The organism is Mesorhizobium prunaredense (genome assembly GCF_900156895.1).
In the GTDB taxonomy this organism is placed as follows: Bacteria; Pseudomonadota; Alphaproteobacteria; order Rhizobiales; family Rhizobiaceae; genus Mesorhizobium; species Mesorhizobium prunaredense.
On sequence record NZ_FTPD01000022.1, the window covers coordinates 56,674 to 79,018 of the forward strand.

A 22,345-nucleotide genomic window follows, 5' to 3' on the forward strand; every position below is an offset into this window, starting at 1 on the left:
TTGGACATGAAAACTGCCGATCTCGTCGACGCCCACGGAGAAGCCGTCAAATTTTGCAATCTGCCATTCATGAAGCTAGGCCGCCGCAAGGCGTTCTTCGGGCCAGTCGCTACCGTGAAATGCTTCGAAGACAATGCGTTGCTAAAGGCTGAGCTGGAAAAGCCGGGAAATGGCCGCGTAATGGTGGTTGATGGCGGCGGCTCGACTCGCGTCGCCCTAATTGGCGACCAGATTGGATTGCTTCTGGAAAAGAACAGCTGGGCCGGCATCGTCATCAACGGTGCGGTGCGCGACAGCGCTGAGCTCGATGACATGGACGTCGCCGTTTTTTGCCTCGCGGTCACGCCGAAGAAATCCTCCAAGGATGCCGCCGGCAAGACAGGTGTGACGATCCATTTCGGCGGTATCGAATTCAAACCGAACATGTTCGCCTATGCTGATCGCGATGGGCTTCTCGTATCGGAGACAAGCTTTGCTTGAAGGCGCACACCAAGCGTCTGGCAGGCGACGCGACCATATGTCGGCGGAGCAACGCAAATGATTACCTCTATCAATCCGGCCACAGGCGCCGAGGTTGTGCACTTTGAGCCTCACAACGACGCTGTGATCGAATCCGCTCTTCAAGCTGCGGCTGCGGCGCAAAGATCATGGCGGCAGGAATCCGTTTCAGAACGCGTGAAACTCCTCACCGCTATGGCGAGAGTGCTGCGGTCCGGCAAGGCCCGCTACGCTGCCTTGGTCACCGAAGAAATGGGCAAGCCAATCGTTGAATCTGAAGGTGAGATCGAAAAATGTGCATGGAATTGCGATTTCTATGCCGACCATGCACCGAACTACCTTGCCGATGAACCGATCGCCTCAAATGCGAGTGAGAGTTCAGTCGTCTTCGATCCCTTGGGTGTCGTGCTCGCCATCATGCCCTGGAACTATCCATTTTGGCAGTTCTTTCGGTTCGCCGCGCCTGCGTTTGCGGCCGGCAACGGGGCAATCTTGAAACACGCCAACAACGTGCCCCGATGCGCCATGGCCATTGCCGAGATCATGGAACAGGCCGGTTGCCCACGCGGCCTGTTCGCCACTCTACTCATCGAACCTTCAAAGGTCGCTTCGATCATCGCAGACGAAAGGATTGCCGCTGTCACGCTGACCGGCTCGACAGAGGTCGGAGCCATCGTTGCCGCGCAAGCCGGCAAGGCTTTGAAAAAACAGGTCCTTGAACTTGGGGGATCCGATCCCTTTATCGTCCTTGCGGACGCTGATCTGAAGGAGGCCGCGGCAATCGCTGTCAAGGCGCGGTACATCAATGTCGGACAGTCATGCGTCAACGCCAAACGTTTCATAATCGAGGAAAGCATCGCGGACGAGTTCGTCGGTCTTTTCTGCGCCGAGGTCGCCAACTTAAAGATTGGCGATCCGAACGATCGCGACACAAATATCGGCCCAATGGCTCGCGCGAATTTGCGCGATGGGCTTCACCGACAGGTTGAAATTACCGTTGCTGCGGGAGCAACGCTGAGGCTCGGGGGCAAGCCATTCGAGGGCCAAGGATATTACTATCCGCCAACAGTTCTCGACCATGTCACACGGTCGATGACGGCATTTCGCGAAGAGACATTCGGGCCTGTAGCAGCGATAATACGTGCGAAAGACGCGGACGAAGCCATCGAGCTTGCCAATGACACTGAATTCGGACTCGGCGCCGCGCTTTGGACGCGCGACCTTGAATCAGCCCGAAAACTGGCGCGCCGTATCGATGCCGGTGCAGTTTTCATCAATGGCATGGTCGCGTCAGACCCGCGATATCCATTCGGGGGCATCAAACGTTCGGGCTATGGTCGCGAACTTGGGGTCTACGGAATACGTGAGTTCGTCAACATCAAGACGGTCTGGGTCGGTCCTGCAAAAGTTCCGCCGACCACGTCGCCTCGGAAATAGGGGATTACCGTCATGGCTGGTGCAACCGCCAGAATACTGCGCCCGAAAGAGATAAAGGCCAACGAGCGAGGAGGTGGCGCTCGGACGACCCCTTTAGTAACCCGCAAGATTGGCTCGACGAGCATGATCAATGGCATCACCGCATTCGATCCTGGCGCGGCTATCGGACTGCATAAGCACAACTGCGAGGAAACAGTGATGGTCCTCGACGGCAATGCCGTCGCCGAGATCGACGGGGTGCGCCACCATCTAGGGCCAAACGACACCACTTGGATTCCCGCCGATATTCCGCATCGCTTCATCAACGCGTCCGATACCGAGCCGATGCGGATTTTTTGGATTTATGCCTCGATCGAAGCAACGCGAACAATGATTGCTACGGGCGACACCCGAACGATCGATGCCGAGCACATGCAATCTTGAAGTAGGGCCGACAGGAAATGGCGTCGCCGGTTCGCCGGTCCATCAACGGGCAAGGACTTCAGCGGCCCGCGCCACGTTTGTTGCAGCCCTTACCCTTTATGGCCGGACATAGCTCGTCTTCACATTTGTGAAGAACTCCCGCGCATAGGAGCCCTGTTCGCGCTGCCCGAGGCTCGACCTCTTCGTGCCTCCGAAAGGAACGTGGTAGTCGACACCGGCGGTGGGCGTATTGACCATGACCATCCCGGCCTGCGCGTGACGCCTGAAATGGCTGGCATGCTTCAAGCTGGTGGTGCAAATGCCCGACGCAAGGCCAAACGGCGTGTCGTTGGCGACGTGAAGTGCTCCCCTCATAGTCGCGCACGCGGATGACAGATGCGACCGGGCCGAACACCTCCTCGCGGTTGGCGGGCGCCATATTTGTAGTTCGCCGGAAACCGACCGGGCGCATTTGGATGCTGAGCCGCTGATGCATTAGCCGCCAACCATGAGCTTGACGACTTCGTCATGGTTGGTTTCCGAGATCCTGCGCTCGCCGGCCTGGATACCGCGGCGCAGCACGACGATGCGGTCGGAAACGGCGAAAATATCCTGCAGATTGTGCGAGATGAAGATCACCCCCCGGCCTTGCGCCTTGAGCTGGTGGATGAGCGAGATGACCTTGCGCTGCTCCGGCACGCCGAGGGCCGCGGTCGGTTCGTCCATGATCAGGATCTGCGCGTCCCAATAGACGGCTCGGCCGATGGCAACGGCCTGCCGTTGACCGCCGGAGAAATTGCTGACCGGGGCGTCGAGCCGGCTGACATGGAAATCCAGCCGCCCCATGGTCTGCTTGGCGGCGACGGCCATGGCCTTGCGATCGAGCACCGGCAAGAAACCGAAGGCCTTGCGCATGGGTTCACGGCCGAGGAAGATATTGGCGCCGATGGACAGATTGTCGGCGAGAGCGAGATCCTGGTAAATGGTCTCGATGCCTTTTTCGCGCGCCTCCTGCGGCGTCGCGAAGGTGACCGGCTGCCCCCTCAGCAGAATTTCACCGCCGGTCGGCTGAAAGACGCCCGATATCGCCTTGATCAGCGTCGTCTTGCCGGCGCCGTTGTCGCCGGCCAGCGCCACCACTTCGCCCGGCCGCACGGCCATGGAGAAATCGTTCAGTGCCTGCACCGCACCGAAATGCTTGGAAAGGTGTCGGACCTCGAGAAGCGGGGTGGTTTGTTCGGAACTATTCATCCTGGCGAGCTCCACTGAACCGGCGCTGCGCCTGGTCGATAAGGACGGAGATAATGATGACGAGGCCGACGGCGATGAACTGCCAGAACGGCTCGACATTGACGAAAACCAGCCCGTATTGAATGACGGCGATGACCAAGGCGCCGGCGACCGTCCCGAAGATGGTGCCGGAGCCACCGAACAGGCTGGCGCCGCCGATCACCACGGCTGCAACGCTGTCGAGCAGCAAGGGTTCGCCGGCCTGGGCGGCGCCCGCGGTGAAGCGCGCTGCATAGAGCGCGCCCCCGAGGCCGGCGCACATCGCCGAAAGCACGTAGAGGCGCAGGATGTGGCCTCTGATGTCGATGCCGGCGCGGCGCGCCGCCTGCACATTGGCGCCGATGGCGTAGTTGTGCTGGCCGAACCGGGTCTGGCTCAGGATGTAGTGCATCACCACGACAAAGACGGCGGCAATGATGACGAGATAAGGCACCCCGTAGAACCTGCCGTTGCCAAGCAGCGCGAACCAGGAATTCTGGACCGGCACCGTCGTGCCGCCGGCCAGCAGGAATGCAGCGCCGCGCGCCACGCCAAACATGCCAAGCGTGCCGATGAAGGGTGGAATTCTGAGGCGCGAGATCAGCAAGCCATTGATGACGCCAGGCACGCCGGCGACGATCACGGCCGCCAGAATGCCCAACATCATGGCCAGAGGCACCGGCATGGCGACGCCAGCCATATTCGTGGCGTGGGCGGCGACGACGGCCGCGAGACCCATGATGAAGCCCAGCGAGAGGTCGATGCCTCCCGAAATAATAACGAAGGTCTGCCCGGTCGCCAGCAGCAACGGCGCCACGGCAAATATCGCAATGGACTGCACGTTGAACGGGTTGAGCACGAAGGTCGCGCCGAAGGAGAGCCTCGACCAGACCTCGAAACAGATGATCAGGCCCGCAAGGAACAGCCAGGCGCGTCCTTCGGCGATGCGTGCGAGCCAACTCCTGGCCGGGTCACCGTGATCCGCCTGAGGAGCGACATGCGTTTCGATTGGCGATGTTGAAGTCATGAATGGTTCCGATCCGGTCAAACAGGGTCAAAGAGACCCGGCGCAGGTCTCCTTCCGGCAGGCCGGAAGGAGACTGGCTGGACTTATTCGGAATAGAGATATTTCGAGATGTTCGGGTCGGCGATGTTGGCCTTGTCCATGATCGTAAAGCCGGTACCGATCGCAACCGGGATCGACTGGCCGGTCAGATGGGCATAGGCCGACACGACACCGAAATAGCCAATTTCCGCGGGATGCTGGGCAATCGCTACGTCGACAAGGCCAGTGTTGATGTTGTCGACAATGCTGGTCGGCGCATCGAACGCCACGACCTTGACGGTGCCGGTCTGCCCGGCCTGCTGGACGCCATTCGCCGCGCCAAGCGCCGAGAACAGGTTGGCGCCGAACACCCCGACGAGATCGGGATTGCGCGCGAACACAGCCTGCAGTTGCGAGGCGGCCTTGTTGGCGTCGTTGTCGTTGAACTGGGTTTCGAGAACGGTGACGCCGGGATGGTTGGCCGCCATCTCCTTTTTAAAACCCTCTTCACGCTGGTCGGTGGTCGAAATGCCTGGCTTGACGTTCGAAACGTAGACCTTGCCCTTGTCGCCTATGGCCTTGGCCAATGCCCGCGCGGCGATCTCGCCGCCCAGAATGTTGTCGGAGGCAATATAGGACAGTGGAAAATCCGCCTCGCCGGCGCCGGTCTGGTAGACGCCGCTGCCGATGAAGGTGTCGACGGTGATCACCGGAATGCCGGCGTCATGGGCCTTGCGCAGGGGTTCGACCAATTGAACCTTGTCGGTCGGCGCGATCAGGATGGCATCCGGCTTCTTGGCGATGACCGCGTCAAGCACGGGGACCTGCGTTACCGGATTGAAATCCGGGGCGCCCTGGAAAACCAGGGTCACGCCAAGGGCATCGGCTGCCGCCTGGGCTCCCTTGCGCATGGTGATGTAAAAGCCGTCGGTGGTAAGACCCGGAATGAGCGCAATGGTGAATTTTTTGTCCTGCGCCAATGCGGGCTTGACCAGCGCCACTGCGCAGATGGCGAGAGCCGCCAGGGCGGCAACAATCTTCTTCATAACATCCTCCTCCTAATGTTGGCAGATTTTGCCGTTGCGAGTCGTCCCGGTTAGTGAAGTGCTGGCGGCGAGAAGCGGGTTTCGCCTGCTTGCTGTTATGGGCAGCCTCCTCCCGAGCGCCCCCAAGTCGTTAGATCGGCCATCGAAACCGACCAGCCAGATGCGCAGTCCCGTTACTAGCCTCCGCAAGGTGCAGGAACAGCGCCGCTCGGCGCATGCTTGCCCTAGCCGCAAGGTTGTAACACTTTGCTGAAAGAAATTGCAACCGCGTATTTCCGGGATCGAAACGCTTTCAAACCGGACACCATCTGCCTCCTCCGCAGAGCCCCTCATGCAGACTATTGCCCCAACGCTTTGACGACACAACTGATGATTTCGCGGCGATGATTTCGCGGCGGCCGGCTCTCGAAACCGCGTTTGGTGTCAATCAGTTTGGGATCGATTAGCTGTCCCGATGTCACGCATCGGCGTGCCCACCATTATCGGGGCAAGAGAGCCTCGAGGATGGCCTGGGCCGTCTTCGTGTCCGTCACCAGAGCATTGATAAGCCTGGCGCGGACGGCACCAATGATTGCCATCGCCTTCTCCGGCGAGGCGGCGACCCCGATCACCAGGGGGACGGCTCGAAGCTGGGCCGGCGACATTGCGATCATCCGGCCCTCCCCCTCCCACGGGATGAGCGTGCCTTCGGCATCGAAGTAGTGGCGGATGACGTCACCCGCCGCATGAAACAGGGCCTGTTCGCTCAGCGTGGCCGCGCTCGCTTCGGGCGGATTGGTGGCATGGGGCAGGCCGATGCCGACGATCGCAACGTCGGTCCGGTCCCAAAGCGCGACGCTGTCGCGGATGGCCGCATCGCCGAGGAAGACCTCACGCAATTCCGAGGACGGCAGATAGGGCGCATGGATGAAATGCGGCGTCCCGCCCAACTCTTCGGCGGCCAGCCGCACAAACTCGTTGATTTGAAAATGCGCCGCCTGCTGCTGCATGCCGCCGGTGGCAGCGACGGTAAGAACGCCGGGAATGCGCGGCAGGCCTGCCTGGATCACCTCGCGAATGGCTCGCCCCCAGCCGATGGCGACGACCGAGCCGGCCGTCAGTCCGACTTGCTTGAGCAAGGCGCCGAGCGGCGCAGCGAGCGCCGTCAGCGCACCGGCTGCCGGCGTTTCGATGACCGCCGCGTCACGCAGCCCGAGTGCCTCGACCAGTTGCGTGGTGATGCCTTCGGGGGTTGCAAGATCGAGAACCTCGATCCGCACGATGCCCTCCGCCCTCGCCCGCTGCAGGAGGCGCGATATGGTCGCGGTGGAAACGCCAAGCCGCCGCGCGATATCGACCTGCGACATGTCCGCCTCATAGTGCAGTTTGGCGACCGTATGCAGCATCGTCCGCGATGCGGTTGCATCTTGTGCGGGAGGGGCAGGCAGCTTGCAATTCCTTTCAGCAATGTGTTACAGACCATCGACCGATGGGAGTTATCGCGCAAATCCGGCTGACTCGCAACGTGGGCTGGTTTCCACGGCAGATTGCGCGCCAAGCCCAAATTTGTCGGTCCGATAGCGCAGCAAAGCGGCAAAACCTCCTGCCGAAAGGCAGATAAAAACTGAACTTTCTTGTTTCCACTGATCTGCGCCCTGGTGGATGGGCGCCAACATCGGACAGAAGACCCATGACAAAGATGACGACCGCAGAGTTGCGCGGCTACCAGCAGATATGCGGCAAGGACGGGGCCATGATGGCCATCGCCTGTGACCAGCGCGGCGGCATGCGAAGCTTGCTTGCGTCGGACCCCGCCGAACAGGCCAAGATCACCAACGACATGCTGGGCGACACCAAGTCGGACATCACGCGATACCTCGCCAGCCAGGCATCCTGCGTACTGCTCGACCCGCTCTGCGCGGTGCCGCGGGTTGTCGATGAAGGGGTGCTGAGCCGCGATACGGCTCTGCTCATCGGCCTCGACGCTTCGGGCTTCGACGTCTCGCCCGCCGGCTACCGCCTGTCGCGCCTCGCTCCCGGCATCGGCGCGCGCCGCGTCCGCGAGCTCGGCGGCACCGGCGGCAAGATCATGGTCTATCTCAGGGCCGACAGGCCTGAGGCGAACGAGCATAATGTCGCCATTCTGCGCCAATGCATCGCCGATTTCGCGCAAGAGGACCTCCTGCTCGTCGTCGAGTTCCTGACCTATCAGCTCGAAGCGGAAAGCCTTGAAGAGTATGCGGCCAAGATCCCCTGGCTCGTCGAAGAGGGCACCCGGATTTCGCTGGAATGCGGGGCCAAGGTGCTCAAGCTTCCTTATCCCGGAACGCCGGAAGCCTGCGCCAGGATCAGCAGCATGGCTGGCGAGGTGCCATGGGCGGTCCTCTCCGCCGGCGTCAACCACGCAACCTTCCTGGGCCAGGTCGAGATCGCGATGCGGAACGGCGCGTCAGGCGTCATCGCCGGCCGGTCGCTGTGGAAGGACTGCATCTCGCTCGACCGTGACATTCAGCGGGAAAGGCTCAGGACTATCGCAGTATCGAGATTGCGCGAGCTTCAGGCGGTGATCGGAAACTACCGGCAGAAAGCCGCTTAGCACAATGACGCCGAACCGAAGGTCCGCGATGCAAATCGTCGTCGATCTTCGAAAAGCATCATGCGCAAATCAAAAGTACTATAGCGTCCTGTGCGCACCAGGATGCGCGACGCTGTAGTTATCCGACGTTCACACCAGGCACGCATAGGACGTCATGCCTCTTAGTTCGATGGCCATAGGAATCGATATCGGCGGCACCAATCTGCGCGCCGCCCGTGTTTCCGGCACGGGCGAAATCCTCGACCGCATTTCCGAGAAAAGCGCGCCGGACCCCGAGCTCGTGCTCTCCCGGATCGCCGAAATGGTGCGCCGGCTCGATTCCCCCGAAGTTGCGGCCATTGGCATCGGCGTCCCCGGCCGCGTCGATGCGCGGCTTGGCGCGGTCTTGTCCGGGGGCTATGTCAACCTCGCCTCGGTCTCCCTGGCGCAACGACTGGAAAGCCTGGCGGGCAAGCCCGTGGTGATCGACAATGACTGCAACATGGCACTGGTCGCCGAAATGGCTCTCGGTGCCGCCAGAGGCCATGAAAGCATCGTCATGTTCACGATCGGGACCGGCATTGGCGGTGCCGTGGTCCAGGACCGGCGAATCGTCCGCGGCAAGGGGACGGCGGGGCAGCTCGGCCACATCACCGTCGACATATCAGGCGAAGCGTGCGTCTGCGGCCGGCGCGGCTGCGTTGAAACCACCAGCTCAGGCACGGCGCTTGGCCGTCACATCGCGCGGGCAGGCCTCGGTCCGGACGTTTCGGTCGATCAGCTTTTTGCCCGGGATGCGGGCGGCGATCGCTTGGCGCGCGGTATACTGGAAGCCTGGGCCGGGCCGCTGCGTGCGGCAATCGATACGACCGTGGCCATGTTCGACCCCGACCTGGTGCTGCTCGGCGGCGGACTTGGCCTGGCGGCCCATCGGGCGCTTGCCAGGGCTCCTGCCCTGGCTCCCTGGTACCAATGCCCGGTGGAAGCGGCGCAACTGGGCGACGACGCCGGGGTCATCGGCGCCGGTCTGCAAGCGCTCGCCGCACAAGCAGAAGTTGCGCAAGCAGAAGTTGCACAAGTCTCGCCAGTGTCCTTGCCGACCGCCCGGCTCGATCGCACCAGGCGCGCCGTGCCCAGCCGGCGCGCCGTGCTCGTCAACGGCATCCCCGCCAGCGGCAAAAGCACGGTCTCGCGCGGCATCGCCGAGCGCATGGGTTGGCCATTGCTGGCACTCGATACGATCAAGAACCCGTTCCTCGAAGTGCTTGGCGGCGGCGATCGCGAATTCAACCGCATACTCGGCCGCGCCAGTTACCAGGCCATCTGGTCAGTCGTCGGCGAGGCCCCGGCGGGCACCATATTTGTCGTAGACGCCTGGTTCGGCTTCCAGCCGCGCCAGGTGCTCGAGGATCACCTGCGCAGCGCCGGCGTCGAGCAGACCGCCGAGATCTGGTGCCATGCGCCCGGCGAGGTTCTGGCCGAGCGCTATCGCGCACGGCTCGACCAGCGTCCGGCCGGCCATCCCGGCGCGACCTACATCCCCGAACTGATCGAACTGGCCAAGCGCGCCGAGCCGCTGCGGCGCGGACCGCTGTTTGACGTCGACACGACCAGACCGATCGCCTTCGACGCCATCGCGCGATGGCTGCAGGCGACGATTGCGGCTGACAGATAGGCAGCGCGGCACTAAAGCGCGTCGAGGGGGGATCGCGCCTCAAGACCCTCAAGCGCGCCATGTACGGGCGAGCCGGCGCCGAACTCCCGAGCGCCAGGATGCTGCCGATCCATGTTCTCAATCATCACACAAATGAGGAGGATTCTTACAAAGGCCTGGCGGAGGGCTGATACAAGCTGAGTAGTTAACCCGTCCTTCAGTGGGCTTGCATAAGCTTACGTTGCGAAGCGGCATGGAAGCGAACTGACTGGTCTATGGCCCCCAAGAAACAACACGCGCTGGAGGCCAGAATCCTTCAAGATCAGCTTGCTGATCTGAAGGCCGGTCTCTCCGTGTCGATGCCGATAAGCACTATGCTGTCAGCCCTGATTTTGACGGTGCAGGCCCTTTCTGGCGGAGGCTTCGCCGCCGCAATCTGGTTCCTGGTTGTCAATGCGATAAATGCCGCCCGCCTCGGACTCGCCCGTTATCCGCTAAAGGAGACGGGGCATCAGGACGATCTAACAGGGATTTCGCAGCGGCTTCGCTGGTTTGGCATCCTTGCTCTTCTGGCAGGGTTTGCCTGGTCCTTTCTTGCCGTCCTTACTGCTGGCTACACAACACCCCAAGCGCCGCTGCATTTGATTATTCTGGCCGGCATTTCAGCTGGTGCGGTTACATACGGCAGTTCATATGCCGCGGCAGCGATAAACTTCATCACGCCCCCGCTCCTCATCACAGCGGCGTGCTTGCTGGCGAAAGGCAACTTTGAAGCCTATGTTCTTACTTTCGCCGTTCTGCTCTTCTTGGGCGGTCTGGTTCGAGCCTTGTTTGTTGGACAAGCCCGCTTCCGCGAAGCGAGCCGATTGACACATGAGGCGGAGCGGCTTGCGGCGGAAATGGAGCGCAATTCCAGGGAGGACCACCTGACGGCCCTTCTCAACAGACGGGGCCTCCAACACGCGATCAATCAACTCGAGAATACAGACGGCCCCTTCGTTGCAATGCTGATTGATCTAGACGGCTTCAAATCTGTCAACGATACCTACGGTCACAGGACCGGTGATGAACTGCTCGTCATGATCGCCCGCCGGATAGAGCAGGAAGCGCCGGCAGGCTCAACGCTCGCCCGTATCGGCGGCGATGAGTTCGTGCTGTTTTTTCCCTCACTCAGGAGTTCGCTTTCTCCCAGCAGCCTCGCATCCAATATCATAGCCAAAGTCGCCAGCCCCTATCCTAAGGTCGCGTCCGTCCGGATCGGTGCATCGATCGGAATATACTTGGCTGAACGGCCGGGGCTGACGGAAATGTTGCTGCGGGCGGATGTCGCCCTTTACACGGCCAAGCGTCGTGGCAGGAACGAATTTTGCCTGTTCGATGCCGAACTCGACACGGAATTGCAACGTCGCCAGTCCATCGAACGCGACCTTCATTCGGCGATAGAGGCGAGAACGCTGGCACCTTGGTTCCAGTCCATCGTCAGGCTCGACACCGAGGCCGTGATCGGTTTCGAAGCCTTGCTAAGGTGGTCCCATCCGATCCATGGCTCCATCTCTCCACCCGAAATCATGACAGCCGCACGCGAAACCGGAATGCTTCAACTGCTAACGCAAACGGTATTCTCCGACTGTTGTGCTCTTATCGACGGCTTGGTGAAAGCTGACCGTCGAGATGTTCGTGTGGCAATGAATGTTTCACCGCGCGAATTGGAAGCCGGCGATATCGACGACATGGTTCTGGATGGTCTGGCGGCAAAAGACCTCCCGACAACGATGTTCGAAATCGAGATTACCGAAGAATCTCCAGTGGACCCGGACAGAGTGGACGAAAAGCTCGGACGGCTGTCACATGCCGGCATTTCCATCGCGCTCGATGACTTCGGCACCGGCTTTTCCACGTTGGCATCGCTCAAGGACAGTCGGATACGCAAGGTGAAAATAGACCAAGGCTTCATTCGCGGCTTAGCCAAGTCTCGGGAGGACCGGCTGCTTGTCAAAACGGTGATCGATCTTGGTCGGGCGCTCGGGATCGATGTCATGGCCGAGGGCGTCGAAACAGAGGCGGATCGGCAAATTCTTTACAAGCTTGGCTGCAGAACTGCTCAGGGCTTCCTATTCTCCGAGGCGGTCCCTCTAAGCCAAGCACTTGAGGTGGCACTAAAAGAGCACGCTACGGAGTTGTGAGGGCCGGTGGCGGCTCATAACAAAGACGGCGCATAACGCCGCGGCCGCACCGCTTTTGCCCCGGTTACATGAACCAATGGTACCGTTGGCTGGGATCGAACCAGCGACCTCCGGATCCACAATCCGGCGCTCTAACCATCTGAGCTACAACGGCACGTTCGCCTGAGCGGGGTGGGAACGTTCATTCTCCGCGACCCGCTCTGTCGTTCGGCGATGCGTCCATACGGGCTATCGGAGTTTAATTCAAGGCTTTTGGCCGCGCATGACCGCGAAAATCAGAATCGATTTCGCTGGGAATCATGCGCAAAAATCCCAGGCTCCACCGCGTCCTTTGCGCGCCAAAGAAGGCGCGCGGCGCTGTAGGGCAAAGAGCGCTCCGGCATCGACATTATATTTCGCCGGGCAAAGAAAAAGGCCGGCGGGAGGAGGTGCCGGCCTTTTCCTGTTCCGAGCCAGCGGGAGGAGGTGCTGGCTGGTCATCCCGGAGAGCAGAGGGAGGAGGTTCCACTCGCCGGGTATTCGCTTGGACCACTATATCTCACATAATCCTGTTCGAAGAAATGCGACCTTTTGTTGCATCTTCAAATTATGCGCAAATATTAGGCGGCCTTAACTTCCTTCATGGCCTTCTCGAAGGCGGTCTTGATCGGCTTGGAGACGTCCTCGGCCGCCTTGGAGGCGACGGTCTGGAAATCCTTTGCCTGCTCGACAGTCATCTCGACCTGCTTGCGCAGGAATGCGGTCTGCAGTTCGACGACTTCCGACAGCGACTTGGCGCCGATCAGAGCTTCGAAATGCGACAAGCCGGCTTCGGTGTTGGCGCGCAGAGCGGCAATGGTCTTGAGCGACAGGTCGCTGGAAACGGTCTTGGCGGTCTCAAAGGTCGACTCAAGAGCCTTCTGGGTCTCTTCGGCGCCGGTCTTCAGCTTGGCATAGGCCTCTTTCGACTGCTCGACGCCCTTTTCGGCGAAAGCACGGATCTGGTCGGTGGCCTTGGAAGCGTCGAAGCTCGGGAATTCAATGGTATCAGCGGTCTTGGTCCTGGACAATTTTCCATCCTTTGCAGTGGCAGCGGCTTCGAGGAAAGCCGTCTCGTTCATGTATGGTGTCAATATAAAGGCAAATCTTGTGCATTGCAATATCTTTGTTGCAGCGCACCATAAATTTCCCAGCGTTAACCACGAGCCCAGAGATTCCGGCGGTTGCACGCTATGGCTTGTGGACCTTCGCGCCGTCGGCTTTTATTAACAAAGTGTTAACTGCAAACTGCCCGCTTCGTAAGGGTTCCCAAAGCGCATGCCGTCTGAAAACTACTCCTTCCTCGACGTCGCCGTGCTCGACGCGGTCCGCCAGCGCTTTGCCGCCGGCGACGCGATGGCCCTTCTGTCGGCCGACCTCGAACAGGTGATCTGGGCCAACGGACCAGGGGCAGCGGTGTTCGGCTACCCCGACATCGAGGCGATCATCGGCGCCTCGGCGGGCTTGCCGCCGATCGCCAGGCGCCAGATCATGGCGACAAGCGGTTTTCCACAGATCGGCCGCGACCGCGCCATCACGGTCCGGCTGGCAACCGGCCTGACCAGCCGCGCGGTTGGCTTTCTGGCCAGCGCGGTGACAATGCCTGACGGCGAAAACGCGATCATGCTGGCGGTGCCGGCGACGCAGACCGGCTCGCGCAGCGCCGCCGAGATCGCCGCTCGGGCCATCAGCGGCTTTACCGAAGACGGTCATTTCATCGCCTTCGTCGATGCCAACGGCAACATCGAGGCCGCTTCCGATGGTTTTTCGGCACTCGGCATCTTGCCCGAAACGCTGGCGGCGCTTGTCGCCGATGTTGCGAACGAGAGCGGTCGCATCGTCAAACGCCTTGTTCCAGGCGGCACCGCTTCCTACCCAGCCGGCCTCGCCCGGCTGACGGACGAGCGACATCTGCTGGTGGTGATCGACGAGAACCAGCTGGACTCCGAAGCAGCCCCTGCTGGCGAGCCTAGCGCGGGGGCGGCAGCCGATGCCGCAGTCCAGCCAAAAGCAGAACAGGACAACGCGCCGGCAACAGCAACGGAGACCGCCCAGGCGAACGTCAAAGACACGTCGGCATCGGCGCAGCATGACAATCCCGATTCGACCGGGCCCGATTCGACCGGGCCCGATTCGACCGGGACCGATGCGACCGAGCAGGGTCCGGAAGCGGCGGACAGCGACCGCCCGGCTGGCGGCGAGACGCCTGTGCAGCATGACCATTGGTATTTCAGCGCCAGCGAGGACGAGGCGCAAATGCCGGGACCGGATGCGGCCGGTCCTGTCGAGGCGGATGCTTCGGCGGAAAGTTCCGCACAAGATGCCGTCAGGGCCGCCTCCCCCGTCGAAAATGCCATCCCCTCGATCGACCGCGCGGCGGCGCCCCTGCGTTTCGTCTGGCGCACCGACGCAGAGGGCAGGTTCAGTGCGCTGTCGCCGGAATTCGCGGAACTCGTCGGCAAGCCTGCGGCCGATGTGATCGGCCGGCGCTTCAGGGACGTCGCGGCCACCTTCGACCTCGATGCGACCGGCGAGATCGCCGGCCTGCTCGACCGACGCGATACCTGGTCCGGCCGCTCGGTGCTGTGGCCGGTCGCCGGCACCGATTTCAAGATACCCGTCGACCTGGCGGCGCTGCCCGTCTACGGCCGCAGCCGTGCCTTCGAAGGCTTTCGCGGTTTCGGCGTTGCCCGCACCGGCGATGCGGTGGTCGATCCGGAAGCGATCGGTACGGCGCTTGTCGCCAATGCCGACCTCCCCGCGGCCGTCGACCCGGAAGTCGCCAAAACGGCTGACCAAACCGACCCGTTCCAGGGCGAGGTGCCGGCGCTGACCATCGTGCCGAAGCCGGAGCGGCGCTTTGCCGACAAGGTGATCCGGTTGGCCGAGCACAGGCAGCCGGCCAACGATAAAGGCCTGTCGACGCTGGAACGCAGTGCGTTCCGTGAGATCGGCGAGCGGCTCAAGAAGGACAATCCCCCGACCGAACAGCCCGATGCCGCAATTGCGGCAGAGCCGGCTGCGGCGGAACCGACCGCAACCGATGTCGAAGACGAGAGGGATGTCGCAAGGCTCGACGGTGAGCAGCCGCAAGCAACCGTGTCCGACCTCCCAGGCTCGCTGCTCGACTACGCCGACCGGGACTATGTCGCCGACAATAGCGACGGCACGCCGGTTTCCGAGCCGGACAAACCGGCGCGGGAGATCGCCGAGCCCACCGACGCCGCCAGTCGATCGCGCGCCGAAGACGCCGACAGCATGACGGCTGCCGATTTCCGCGATGCAGAAGACAGCGAGGACTGGGCGCGGCCCGAAGACGGCGAAACCCGTTCGTCAACCGATGACAACGGCGATGCCGGCGACGTCGAGCCGGCGCCGGTCGAGCGGCCGCGCCTGCCGGTGGCGCCGTTCATGCTCGAAGGGTTCGTGCCATCGGCTTTTTCGACCGCAGACGACAGCAAGGCTCCGGACATTTCGATCCTCGGCAAGCTGCCGGTGCCGATGCTCATCCATTCCGGCGACGATCTTCACTATGCGAATGAGGAATTCCTCAGCCTGACCGGCTATGATACGCTCGACCAGCTGGAGGATGCCGGTGGCCTCGACGCGCTGTTTGCCGATCCTTACGACGGCAGCGCCTCCGATGGAACCGATCACGCGCTGCGGTTGAAGGCGCGTGACGGTCAGGAGTTCCCGATCGAGGCCATTCTGCGCTCGGTTCCCTGGCGTGGCGGCAAGGCGCTGATGCTGGTCGTGCGCCGTTCCGGCGACGACGAGGCAGCAGGTGCCGCCGACGACCAGACGCAGCCGGACACTTCCGAGCTCAAGGCGCGCATCGCCGAGATGCGCACCATCATCGACACCGCGACCGACGGCGTCGTGCTGATCGGCCGAGACGGAACGATCCGCTCGATCAGCCGACCGGCGGAAGCGCTGTTCGGTTTCGACAGCGACGAGGTGACCGGAAAACCCTTCGTCTCGCTATTCGCGATCGAAAGCCAGCGCGCCGCGCGAGACTATCTCGACGGATTGTCCGAGCCCGGCGTGGCGAGCGTGCTCAACGACGGCCGCGAGGTGATCGGACGCGAGGCGCAGGGGCGCTTCATTCCGCTGTTCATGACCATCGGCAGGCTGCCCAACGACAGCGGCTTCTGTGCGGTGGTGCGCGACATCACCCAGTGGAAGCGGGCCGAAGAGGATCTGACCCAGGCGCGCGCCGTCGCCGAGCGCGCCTCCTCGCAGAAGACCGACTTCCTCGCCCGCATCAGCCACGAAATCCGCACGCCGCTCAACGCCATCATCGGGTTCTCCGAGCTGATGGTCGACGAAAAATTCGGACCGGTCGCCAATGACCGCTACCGCGACTATCTGCGCGACATCAACCGGTCGGGCAACCATGTGCTCGACCTGGTCAACGATCTGCTCGATATTTCGAAAATCGAGGCCGGCCAGCAGGAGATGGCCTATGAGGCAGTGTCGCTCAACGACACGCTGGCCGAGACCGTGGCGATGATGCAGCCGCAAGCCAACCGCGAACGTGTCATCATCCGCTCCAGCTTTGCCTCGAGGCTGCCGGAAGTGGTGGCCGATCTGCGCAGCGTGCGCCAGATCGCGCTGAACATCCTGTCGAATGCCATCCGCTACACGCAGGCCGGTGGCCAGGTGATCGTATCGACAGCCTACGAGAACTCCGGCGACGTCGTGATGCGCGTGCGCGACACCGGCATCGGCATGAGCCAGTCCGAGATCGAGCAGGCGCTCAAGCCGTTCAAGCAGATCAACGCGCTGAAGCGCGGGCGCGGCGACGGCACCGGTCTCGGGCTGCCGCTGACCAAGGCGATGGTCGAGGCGAACCGGGCCCGGTTCACCATCAACTCGACGTCCGGCGAGGGCACTCTGGTCGAAGTCGCTTTCCCGTCGACCCGCGTGCTGGCGGATTAGTCCAAAAAGAAAGGCGTCCAACAGGACGCCTTGAATGATTGATTGCTGTACATCGGGGGCTTGAGCGAATTCAGATCCTCTGGGGATTTAGAGGAACGGGATTTCTCCCTCAAGTTACGCACGACTATCGATGTCGGCCCTTAACAAAACCTTACCGGCACCGCGAAAAATTTACCAAAGTGTACCACTCATGAAATCTAGGTAAATTCGAGCGAGATATTTCGTTAACCATGCTCGGCTCCGTTTGAACGCGTGACGGTTCTCATGTCTTGGACCTCGAGAAACTAATCGGCCAGCTGCGGCAGGTCGCGGAACAGCTCGAGCGCTTCGGGATTGGCCAGCGCCTCCTTGTTCTTGACGGCACGGCCATGCACCACGTCGCGCACCGCAAGCTCGGTGATCTTGCCCGATTTGGTGCGTGGAATGTCGGCGACAGCGACGATTTTAGCCGGCACGTGGCGCGGGCTCGCGCCGCTGCGAATTTTCGCCCGGATGCGTTTTTCCAGCTCGGCGTCGAGTTCAACGCCGGCAGCCAGCCGCACGAACAGCACGACCCGCACATCATTGTCGAAATCCTGGCCGATGCACAGCGCTTCCAGGATTTCCGGCATCTGCTCGACCTGATTGTAGATCTCCGCGGTGCCGATCCGCACACCGCCCGGGTTGAGCGTCGCGTCGGAACGGCCATGGATGATCAGGCCGCCATGGGCGGTCCATTCGGCGAAGTCGCCGTGGCACCAGACATTGTCGAAGCGCTCGAAATAGGCTGCGTGGTATTTCTTGCCTTCGGGATCGTTCCAGAAGCCGATCGGCATCGCCGGGAACGCCTTGGTGCAGACGAGCTCACCCTTTTCCTGCCTGAGCGGCTGGCCGTCGTCGTCCCAGACATCGACGGCGAGGCCGAGGCCAGGTCCCTGGATCTCTCCGATCCATACCGGTTCGATCGGCACGCCGAGCACGAAGCAGGAGACGATGTCGGTGCCGCCCGAGATGGAGGCGAGATGCACGTCTTTCTTGATGCCGTCATAGACGAAGCGGAAATCTTCCGGCGACAGTGGCGAGCCGGTGGAGGAGATCGTGCGCACAGTGGAAAGATCGTGCGTGTTGATCGGCCTGAGACCGGCCTTGCGCACGGAATCGATGAATTTGGCCGACGTGCCGAAATAGGTCATCTTCTCGGCGTCGGCGAAGTCGAACAGCACGTTGCCGTCGGGGTAGAAGGGCGACCCGTCATAAAGCAGAAGGGTTGCGCCCGACGCCAGGCCGGAGACCAGCCAGTTCCACATCATCCAGCCGCAGGTGGTGAAATAAAAGAAGCGGTCGCCGTCGAGCAGGCCGGCGTGGAGCCGTTCTTCCTTGACATGCTGGATCAGCGTTCCGCCGGCCGAATGGACAATGCATTTGGGAATGCCGGTCGTTCCGGAAGAAAACAGGATGTAGAGCGGATGCGCGAACGGCAACCGTTCGAAGGTGACGGGCCTGGCGGCATGGGATGAGAGCGCCTCGTCCAGCGCAGTCGCCTTCTCGATGGTCGCCGCCACATCGGTCGACGTGCCGAGATAGTCGACGATCAGGATCTTGCGGACGGTGACGAGCTTTGCCGCAACGGCCGCGATCTTGTCGGCAACCTCGATCGCCTTGCCGTTGTACCAGTAACCGTCGGGCGCGATGAAGACGACAGGCTCGATCTGCCCGAACCGGTCCAGAACGCCCTGCTCGCCGAAATCGGGAGAGCAGGACGACCACACGGCCCCGATCGAGGCTGTCGCCAGCATTGCCGCGACCGTCTCCGGCATGTTGGGCATCATGGCGGCGATGCGGTCGCCCTTTTTCACCCCGAGCGACAGGAAAAGCTGCTGCAGCCGCGAGGTCAGCGCATGCAACTCGTTCCAGGAGAGCCGGCGCTCGACCTTGTCCTCGCCGCGAAAGACGATGGCGTCAGCGAGCCCGGTTTTTTTCAACAGGTTCTCGGCGAAGTTAAGCCTGGCGTCGGGAAAGAAGGCGGCGCCGGGCATCTTCTCACCATCGACAAGCACGCGCTCGCCGCCACTGACCCCGCCACCGGCGCCCCCATTGGCGCCCTTGTCGCCGACGATGCCGCAAAAGTCCCAGACCAGGCTCCAGAACGCCTCGCGATCGTCGATCGACCAACGATGAAGATCGGCGTAGGAGGAAAAAAACTTGCCGGTTGCGGCCGCCGCGGCCTGCATGAAGGCGGTCATCGGCGCCGCGTCGACCTGGTCTTTGGTCAGTACCCACAGCGGTGCGTCGCCAGCCATGATCGTTCCTCCTTAAAGCACGTTACGCTTGAAGAGATTCACGCGACGCGCTTTAGACTTTTGTTATTATCATGTCGTTATCCTAAAACGTTGCGCATTTTGGCGACATGCATTGGCATCGCTTATGCATATCGCAGCGCAGCAGAGCAAGATTTTGTTCGGCCGAGCGACGCGTATGTGCGCAAATGCCATCGCTGGGCCATAAAGACTTGAAATGCGTCAGCCGTGGGTTACACCCGTCGGGCGATTTTTTGTCGGAACGGAAGCATACGGGGCGACATGCCATCACCTTTGATCCGGCGCGGAATATGGGCGATCGGCGTTGCCGTGCTCGTCATCGCGCTAGCCGTTGCCGCCCTGCCGCTCGTCGCCTCAACCCGTATCGTGCGCGACCGCATCGCCTGGGAAATGAGTGCGTGGAGCGGATTCAGGGTCACCATCGATGGCGCGCCACGGATCGAGGTCTGGCCGAATTTCCGTGCCATCCTGGCCGACGTGACGCTTTCGCAATGGACAGAGACCGACGCGCTGCCGGTGATCGAGGCTGAACGGGTCGAGGTCAATCTCTCCGCCATGGCGGCGTTGCGTGGCAATGTGGTGTTCTCGACGGCGCGGCTGATCCGGCCAACGATCAGGGTTCAACGCGCAGCACATGGACTCTTCCTGCCCGCCCTGCCTTCAGGCGGGCGCATCACCCGTTCCATTGACATCGCTCGCGCCGTGGTCAGCGCCAATCCAGCCAAGCCGGACCTGAGCAAGCTGCCGACTGATCCGTTCGGCACCGTAGAGTTCAGGAACGGCCGCGTGGTGACCTCCGTCGATGGCAAGGACGCTGAGATACTGAGCAGCCTGAGCGGCCAGGCGAACTGGGCCGCAATGAACAGCAATGCGACGCTGTCGGCGACGGGGATCTGGCGCGGCGAAAGCGTCGCGGTGGATGCCGCATCGTCAAACCCGCTGGTGCTGTTTGGCGGAGGTGCGGCGCCGATGACGCTTTCCTTCAAGGCGGCCCCTGCCAGTTTTTCGTTCGACGGCGTGGCCAGCATGTCCGAGAACGCCTATTTCGACGGCCAGGCGAAATTTGCCGCACCCTCGCTCAGGCGTGTGCTCGAATGGTCGCGGGCCGGCATCGCGCCAGGCGCGGCAATCGGCTCGGTTTCCGTTTCCAGCAAGGTCACGGCGACCTCCGGCCGCATTAAATTCGAAAACACCGAGATCGCTCTGGACGACAATCCGGGAATGGGTGCGCTGGACTTCTCCTTTGGCGAGGCGCGGCCGGTGATCGCCGGTACGCTCGCCTTCGAGACGCTCGACCTGCGGTCGTTTCTCTCCGCCTTCGCACCCCTGGCGCCTACGAGCGGCGCTGGCCCCGGCGAAATCGACATAAGCGTCGCCGACCGGATCGATCTCGATCTCAGACTGTCGGCAGCGCAGGCCACCGCAGGCGCCATCCAGCTTGCCGACGTCGCCGCCGCCGCCCAGGTCAAGAACGGTCTTGCCGTCTTCGATATTTCCGATGCATCGGCCTTTGGCGGCAACATCCAGAGCAGTCTTCGTTTCGACCGCAAGCCGGAAGGCACGCAGGTCGAGATCAGGCTGCTCGCCTCCGACATCGATGGCGGGGCTTTTGGCACCGCAGCCGGAATGACGCGACTGGTGCCGATCGGCACGGGAACCGTTTCGGTCATCCTCAAAGGGCCGGGCAGAACCTGGGATTCCATTTTCGAAAACGCCGACGGCTCGGTTTCGGCGAAATTCGGCCAGGGCGCGTTGAGCCGGTTCAACCTGCCGGCGTTTCTCAAACACAATGAACAGGGCGGGTTCTTCGCGCTCGACGATGTCTCCGACGGAACGCTGCCGATCGACGGGGCCGAACTCAAGGCGAGCATTTCGAACGGTGTGGCGAAGATCGACAAGGCCGAAGCGAATTCGGCGAAGTACAAGATCTGGCTTTCCGGTATCGCCTCCTATGCCGGGCGCGGGCTGGCGCTGTCCGGCGGCATCATTCAGGCGGACCAGCCAGCCACGCAGACAAATAGCCAGGGTCCCAACCAGTCTTCGTTCTTCATCGGCGGAACGTGGAGCACGCCGTTCATCTCGCCGATAAGCCGCGGGGTATCCGGCGAGTAGGCAACGAAGCTGCTGCGGTCGTCGTCAGAAGTGCGCTTCCTGCCGGCCTTTGCTGCTGCCGCCCCTTTCGTCACCCACGCTGAGCGGCCTGCTCGTCGCGCTGGCGCTGGACCTCGCGACGCTTGTTGGCGAGCGACGCGATGATGACGCCGACCGCCACAACCGCGATCAGGATGGTGCAGGCGGCGTTGATCTCCGGCGTCACACCGAGACGAACCTGGCTGTAGATCTTCATCGGCAGCGTGGTGGCGCCAGGCCCTGAGGTGAAGCTGGCAATGACCAGATCGTCGAGCGACAGTGTGAACGCCAGCATCCAGCCGGACACGATCGCCGGCATGATGACCGGCAGCGTGATCTGGAAGAAGGTCTTCACCGGCGGCGCGCCAAGATCCATCGCGGCTTCTTCGAGCGAGCGGTCGAACGTGATCAGGCGCGACTGCACGACGACGGCGACGAAGCACATGGTCAGGGTGATGTGGGCAAGCGTGACGGTGAGAAAGCCGCGGTCGAGACCGACGGCGACGAAGAGCAGCAGCAGCGACAGGCCGGTAATGACTTCCGGCATGACCAGCGGCGCAAAGACCATGCCGGAAAACAGCGTCCGGCCCTTGAAGCGCGTGTAGCGCGTCAAGGTGAGAGCCGCCAGCGTGCCGAGCACGGTCGCCACGGTGGCCGAGATGACGGCGACGCGGGCCGTTACCCAGGTGGCGTCCATCAGGCCCTGGTTGTGGAACAGCGAGACGTACCATTTGGTCGAGAAGCCGCCCCAGACGGTGACCAGTTTCGATTCGTTGAAAGAGAAGACGACGAGCAGGACGATCGGCAGGTAAAGAAAGGCAAAGCCGAGCACGATCGAAGTGATGTTGAAGCGGCTCCAGGTGGCGTTCAT

15 protein-coding genes, 1 tRNA gene and 1 pseudogene are annotated in these 22,345 nt (G+C 62.0%); 8 read left to right on the top strand and 9 right to left on the bottom strand.

The window, feature by feature from the left end:
- Positions 1–6 precede the first annotated feature (6 nt).
- The 3 genes from rraA to BQ8794_RS17175 are packed head-to-tail and all read left to right on the top strand — an operon-like array spanning position 7 to position 2,358.
- Entirely contained in the window at positions 7–480 is a 474-nt protein-coding gene (rraA, locus tag BQ8794_RS17165; protein WP_077379611.1) for a ribonuclease E activity regulator RraA, read from the top strand.
- A 57-nt stretch (positions 481–537) separates the two neighbouring features.
- The gene (locus BQ8794_RS17170) at positions 538–1,935 is read left to right on the top strand and encodes an NAD-dependent succinate-semialdehyde dehydrogenase (protein WP_077379613.1); all 1,398 of its coding nucleotides are present in this window, start codon (positions 538–540) and stop codon (positions 1,933–1,935) included.
- A 12-nt stretch (positions 1,936–1,947) separates the two neighbouring features.
- The gene (locus BQ8794_RS17175; RefSeq protein WP_077379615.1) at positions 1,948–2,358 is read left to right on the top strand and encodes a cupin domain-containing protein; all 411 of its coding nucleotides are present in this window, start codon (positions 1,948–1,950) and stop codon (positions 2,356–2,358) included.
- A gap of 96 nt (positions 2,359–2,454) precedes the next feature.
- On the opposite strand, the pseudogene BQ8794_RS17180 reads toward BQ8794_RS17175, so the two are convergent.
- The 5 genes and pseudogenes from BQ8794_RS17180 to BQ8794_RS17200 form a co-directional block, all read right to left on the bottom strand.
- A pseudogene (locus tag BQ8794_RS17180) lies at positions 2,455–2,764 on the bottom strand (aldehyde dehydrogenase family protein); the annotation flags it as partial.
- A 68-nt stretch (positions 2,765–2,832) separates the two neighbouring features.
- Positions 2,833–3,588 carry an ATP-binding cassette domain-containing protein gene (locus tag BQ8794_RS17185; RefSeq protein WP_077379764.1) on the bottom strand — a complete coding sequence of 252 codons (756 nt, stop codon included), beginning with the start codon at positions 3,586–3,588 and terminating at the stop codon, positions 2,833–2,835.
- A complete protein-coding gene (locus tag BQ8794_RS17190; RefSeq protein WP_077379617.1) occupies positions 3,581–4,633 on the bottom strand; it encodes an ABC transporter permease subunit in 1,053 nt (350 codons plus the stop codon). Before BQ8794_RS17190 ends, BQ8794_RS17185 begins: the two co-directional genes overlap by 8 nt.
- An 83-nt stretch (positions 4,634–4,716) precedes the next feature.
- On the bottom strand, positions 4,717–5,697 hold the full coding sequence (locus tag BQ8794_RS17195; RefSeq protein WP_077379619.1) for an ABC transporter substrate-binding protein: 981 nt from the start codon (positions 5,695–5,697) through the stop codon (positions 4,717–4,719).
- 479 nt (positions 5,698–6,176) lie between these two features.
- Positions 6,177–7,082 carry a sugar-binding transcriptional regulator gene (locus BQ8794_RS17200; RefSeq protein WP_077379621.1) on the bottom strand — a complete coding sequence of 302 codons (906 nt, stop codon included), beginning with the start codon at positions 7,080–7,082 and terminating at the stop codon, positions 6,177–6,179.
- 284 nt (positions 7,083–7,366) lie between these two features.
- Here BQ8794_RS17200 and BQ8794_RS17205 point away from each other — a divergent pair, with 284 nt between their 5' ends.
- From BQ8794_RS17205 to BQ8794_RS17215, 3 genes are all read left to right on the top strand, one after another.
- Positions 7,367–8,272, top strand: coding sequence for a tagatose-bisphosphate aldolase (locus BQ8794_RS17205; protein ID WP_077379623.1), 906 nt, complete (start codon positions 7,367–7,369; stop codon positions 8,270–8,272).
- Positions 8,273–8,426: 154 nt separating this feature from the next.
- Positions 8,427–9,926: an ROK family protein gene (locus BQ8794_RS17210; protein WP_077379625.1), complete on the top strand. Its 1,500-nt coding sequence runs from the start codon at positions 8,427–8,429 to the stop codon at positions 9,924–9,926.
- A gap of 254 nt (positions 9,927–10,180) precedes the next feature.
- Positions 10,181–12,088: a putative bifunctional diguanylate cyclase/phosphodiesterase gene (locus tag BQ8794_RS17215; protein ID WP_077379627.1), complete on the top strand. Its 1,908-nt coding sequence runs from the start codon at positions 10,181–10,183 to the stop codon at positions 12,086–12,088.
- A gap of 77 nt (positions 12,089–12,165) precedes the next feature.
- On the opposite strand, the gene BQ8794_RS17220 is transcribed toward BQ8794_RS17215, so the two are convergent.
- A tRNA-His gene (locus tag BQ8794_RS17220) sits at positions 12,166–12,242 on the bottom strand.
- 445 nt (positions 12,243–12,687) lie between these two features.
- On the bottom strand, positions 12,688–13,137 hold the full coding sequence (locus BQ8794_RS17225; RefSeq protein ID WP_077379766.1) for a phasin: 450 nt from the start codon (positions 13,135–13,137) through the stop codon (positions 12,688–12,690).
- Between the two features lie 247 nt (positions 13,138–13,384).
- Here BQ8794_RS17225 and BQ8794_RS17230 point away from each other — a divergent pair, with 247 nt between their 5' ends.
- Positions 13,385–17,047, top strand: coding sequence for a PAS domain S-box protein (locus BQ8794_RS17230; protein ID WP_077379629.1), 3,663 nt, complete (start codon positions 13,385–13,387; stop codon positions 17,045–17,047).
- Between the two features lie 284 nt (positions 17,048–17,331).
- Here BQ8794_RS17230 and BQ8794_RS17235 read toward each other — a convergent pair whose 3' ends face one another.
- The gene (locus BQ8794_RS17235) at positions 17,332–19,326 is read right to left on the bottom strand and encodes an acetoacetate--CoA ligase (RefSeq protein ID WP_077379631.1); all 1,995 of its coding nucleotides are present in this window, start codon (positions 19,324–19,326) and stop codon (positions 17,332–17,334) included.
- 279 nt (positions 19,327–19,605) lie between these two features.
- Between BQ8794_RS17235 and BQ8794_RS17240 the strand changes: the two genes are divergently transcribed.
- Positions 19,606–21,456 (top strand): AsmA family protein, encoded by a 1,851-nt coding sequence (locus BQ8794_RS17240; RefSeq protein ID WP_077379633.1) that lies wholly within the window; start codon positions 19,606–19,608, stop codon positions 21,454–21,456.
- Between the two features lie 70 nt (positions 21,457–21,526).
- Here the strand turns inward: BQ8794_RS17240 and BQ8794_RS17245 are convergent, their stop codons facing one another.
- Entirely contained in the window at positions 21,527–22,345 is an 819-nt protein-coding gene (locus tag BQ8794_RS17245; RefSeq protein WP_077379635.1) for an ABC transporter permease, read from the bottom strand.

Bases quoted from the DNA above. Each gene is read 5' to 3' on its own strand.
- BQ8794_RS17215 (WP_077379627.1), top strand. From the start codon at position 10,181: ATGGCCCCCAAGAAACAACACGCGCTGGAGGCCAGAATCCTTCAAGAT.
- BQ8794_RS17240 (WP_077379633.1), top strand. From the start codon at position 19,606: ATGCCATCACCTTTGATCCGGCGCGGAATATGGGCGATCGGCGTTGCC.
- BQ8794_RS17245 (WP_077379635.1), bottom strand. From the start codon at position 22,345: ATGAACGCCACCTGGAGCCGCTTCAACATCACTTCGATCGTGCTCGGC.
- BQ8794_RS17210 (WP_077379625.1), top strand. From the start codon at position 8,427: ATGCCTCTTAGTTCGATGGCCATAGGAATCGATATCGGCGGCACCAAT.
- BQ8794_RS17200 (WP_077379621.1), bottom strand. From the start codon at position 7,082: ATGCTGCATACGGTCGCCAAACTGCACTATGAGGCGGACATGTCGCAG.
- BQ8794_RS17205 (WP_077379623.1), top strand. From the start codon at position 7,367: ATGACAAAGATGACGACCGCAGAGTTGCGCGGCTACCAGCAGATATGC.
- BQ8794_RS17195 (WP_077379619.1), bottom strand. From the start codon at position 5,697: ATGAAGAAGATTGTTGCCGCCCTGGCGGCTCTCGCCATCTGCGCAGTG.
- BQ8794_RS17235 (WP_077379631.1), bottom strand. From the start codon at position 19,326: ATGGCTGGCGACGCACCGCTGTGGGTACTGACCAAAGACCAGGTCGAC.
- rraA (WP_077379611.1), top strand. From the start codon at position 7: ATGAAAACTGCCGATCTCGTCGACGCCCACGGAGAAGCCGTCAAATTT.
- BQ8794_RS17185 (WP_077379764.1), bottom strand. From the start codon at position 3,588: ATGAATAGTTCCGAACAAACCACCCCGCTTCTCGAGGTCCGACACCTT.
- BQ8794_RS17170 (WP_077379613.1), top strand. From the start codon at position 538: ATGATTACCTCTATCAATCCGGCCACAGGCGCCGAGGTTGTGCACTTT.
- BQ8794_RS17230 (WP_077379629.1), top strand. From the start codon at position 13,385: ATGCCGTCTGAAAACTACTCCTTCCTCGACGTCGCCGTGCTCGACGCG.
- BQ8794_RS17190 (WP_077379617.1), bottom strand. From the start codon at position 4,633: ATGACTTCAACATCGCCAATCGAAACGCATGTCGCTCCTCAGGCGGAT.
- BQ8794_RS17175 (WP_077379615.1), top strand. From the start codon at position 1,948: ATGGCTGGTGCAACCGCCAGAATACTGCGCCCGAAAGAGATAAAGGCC.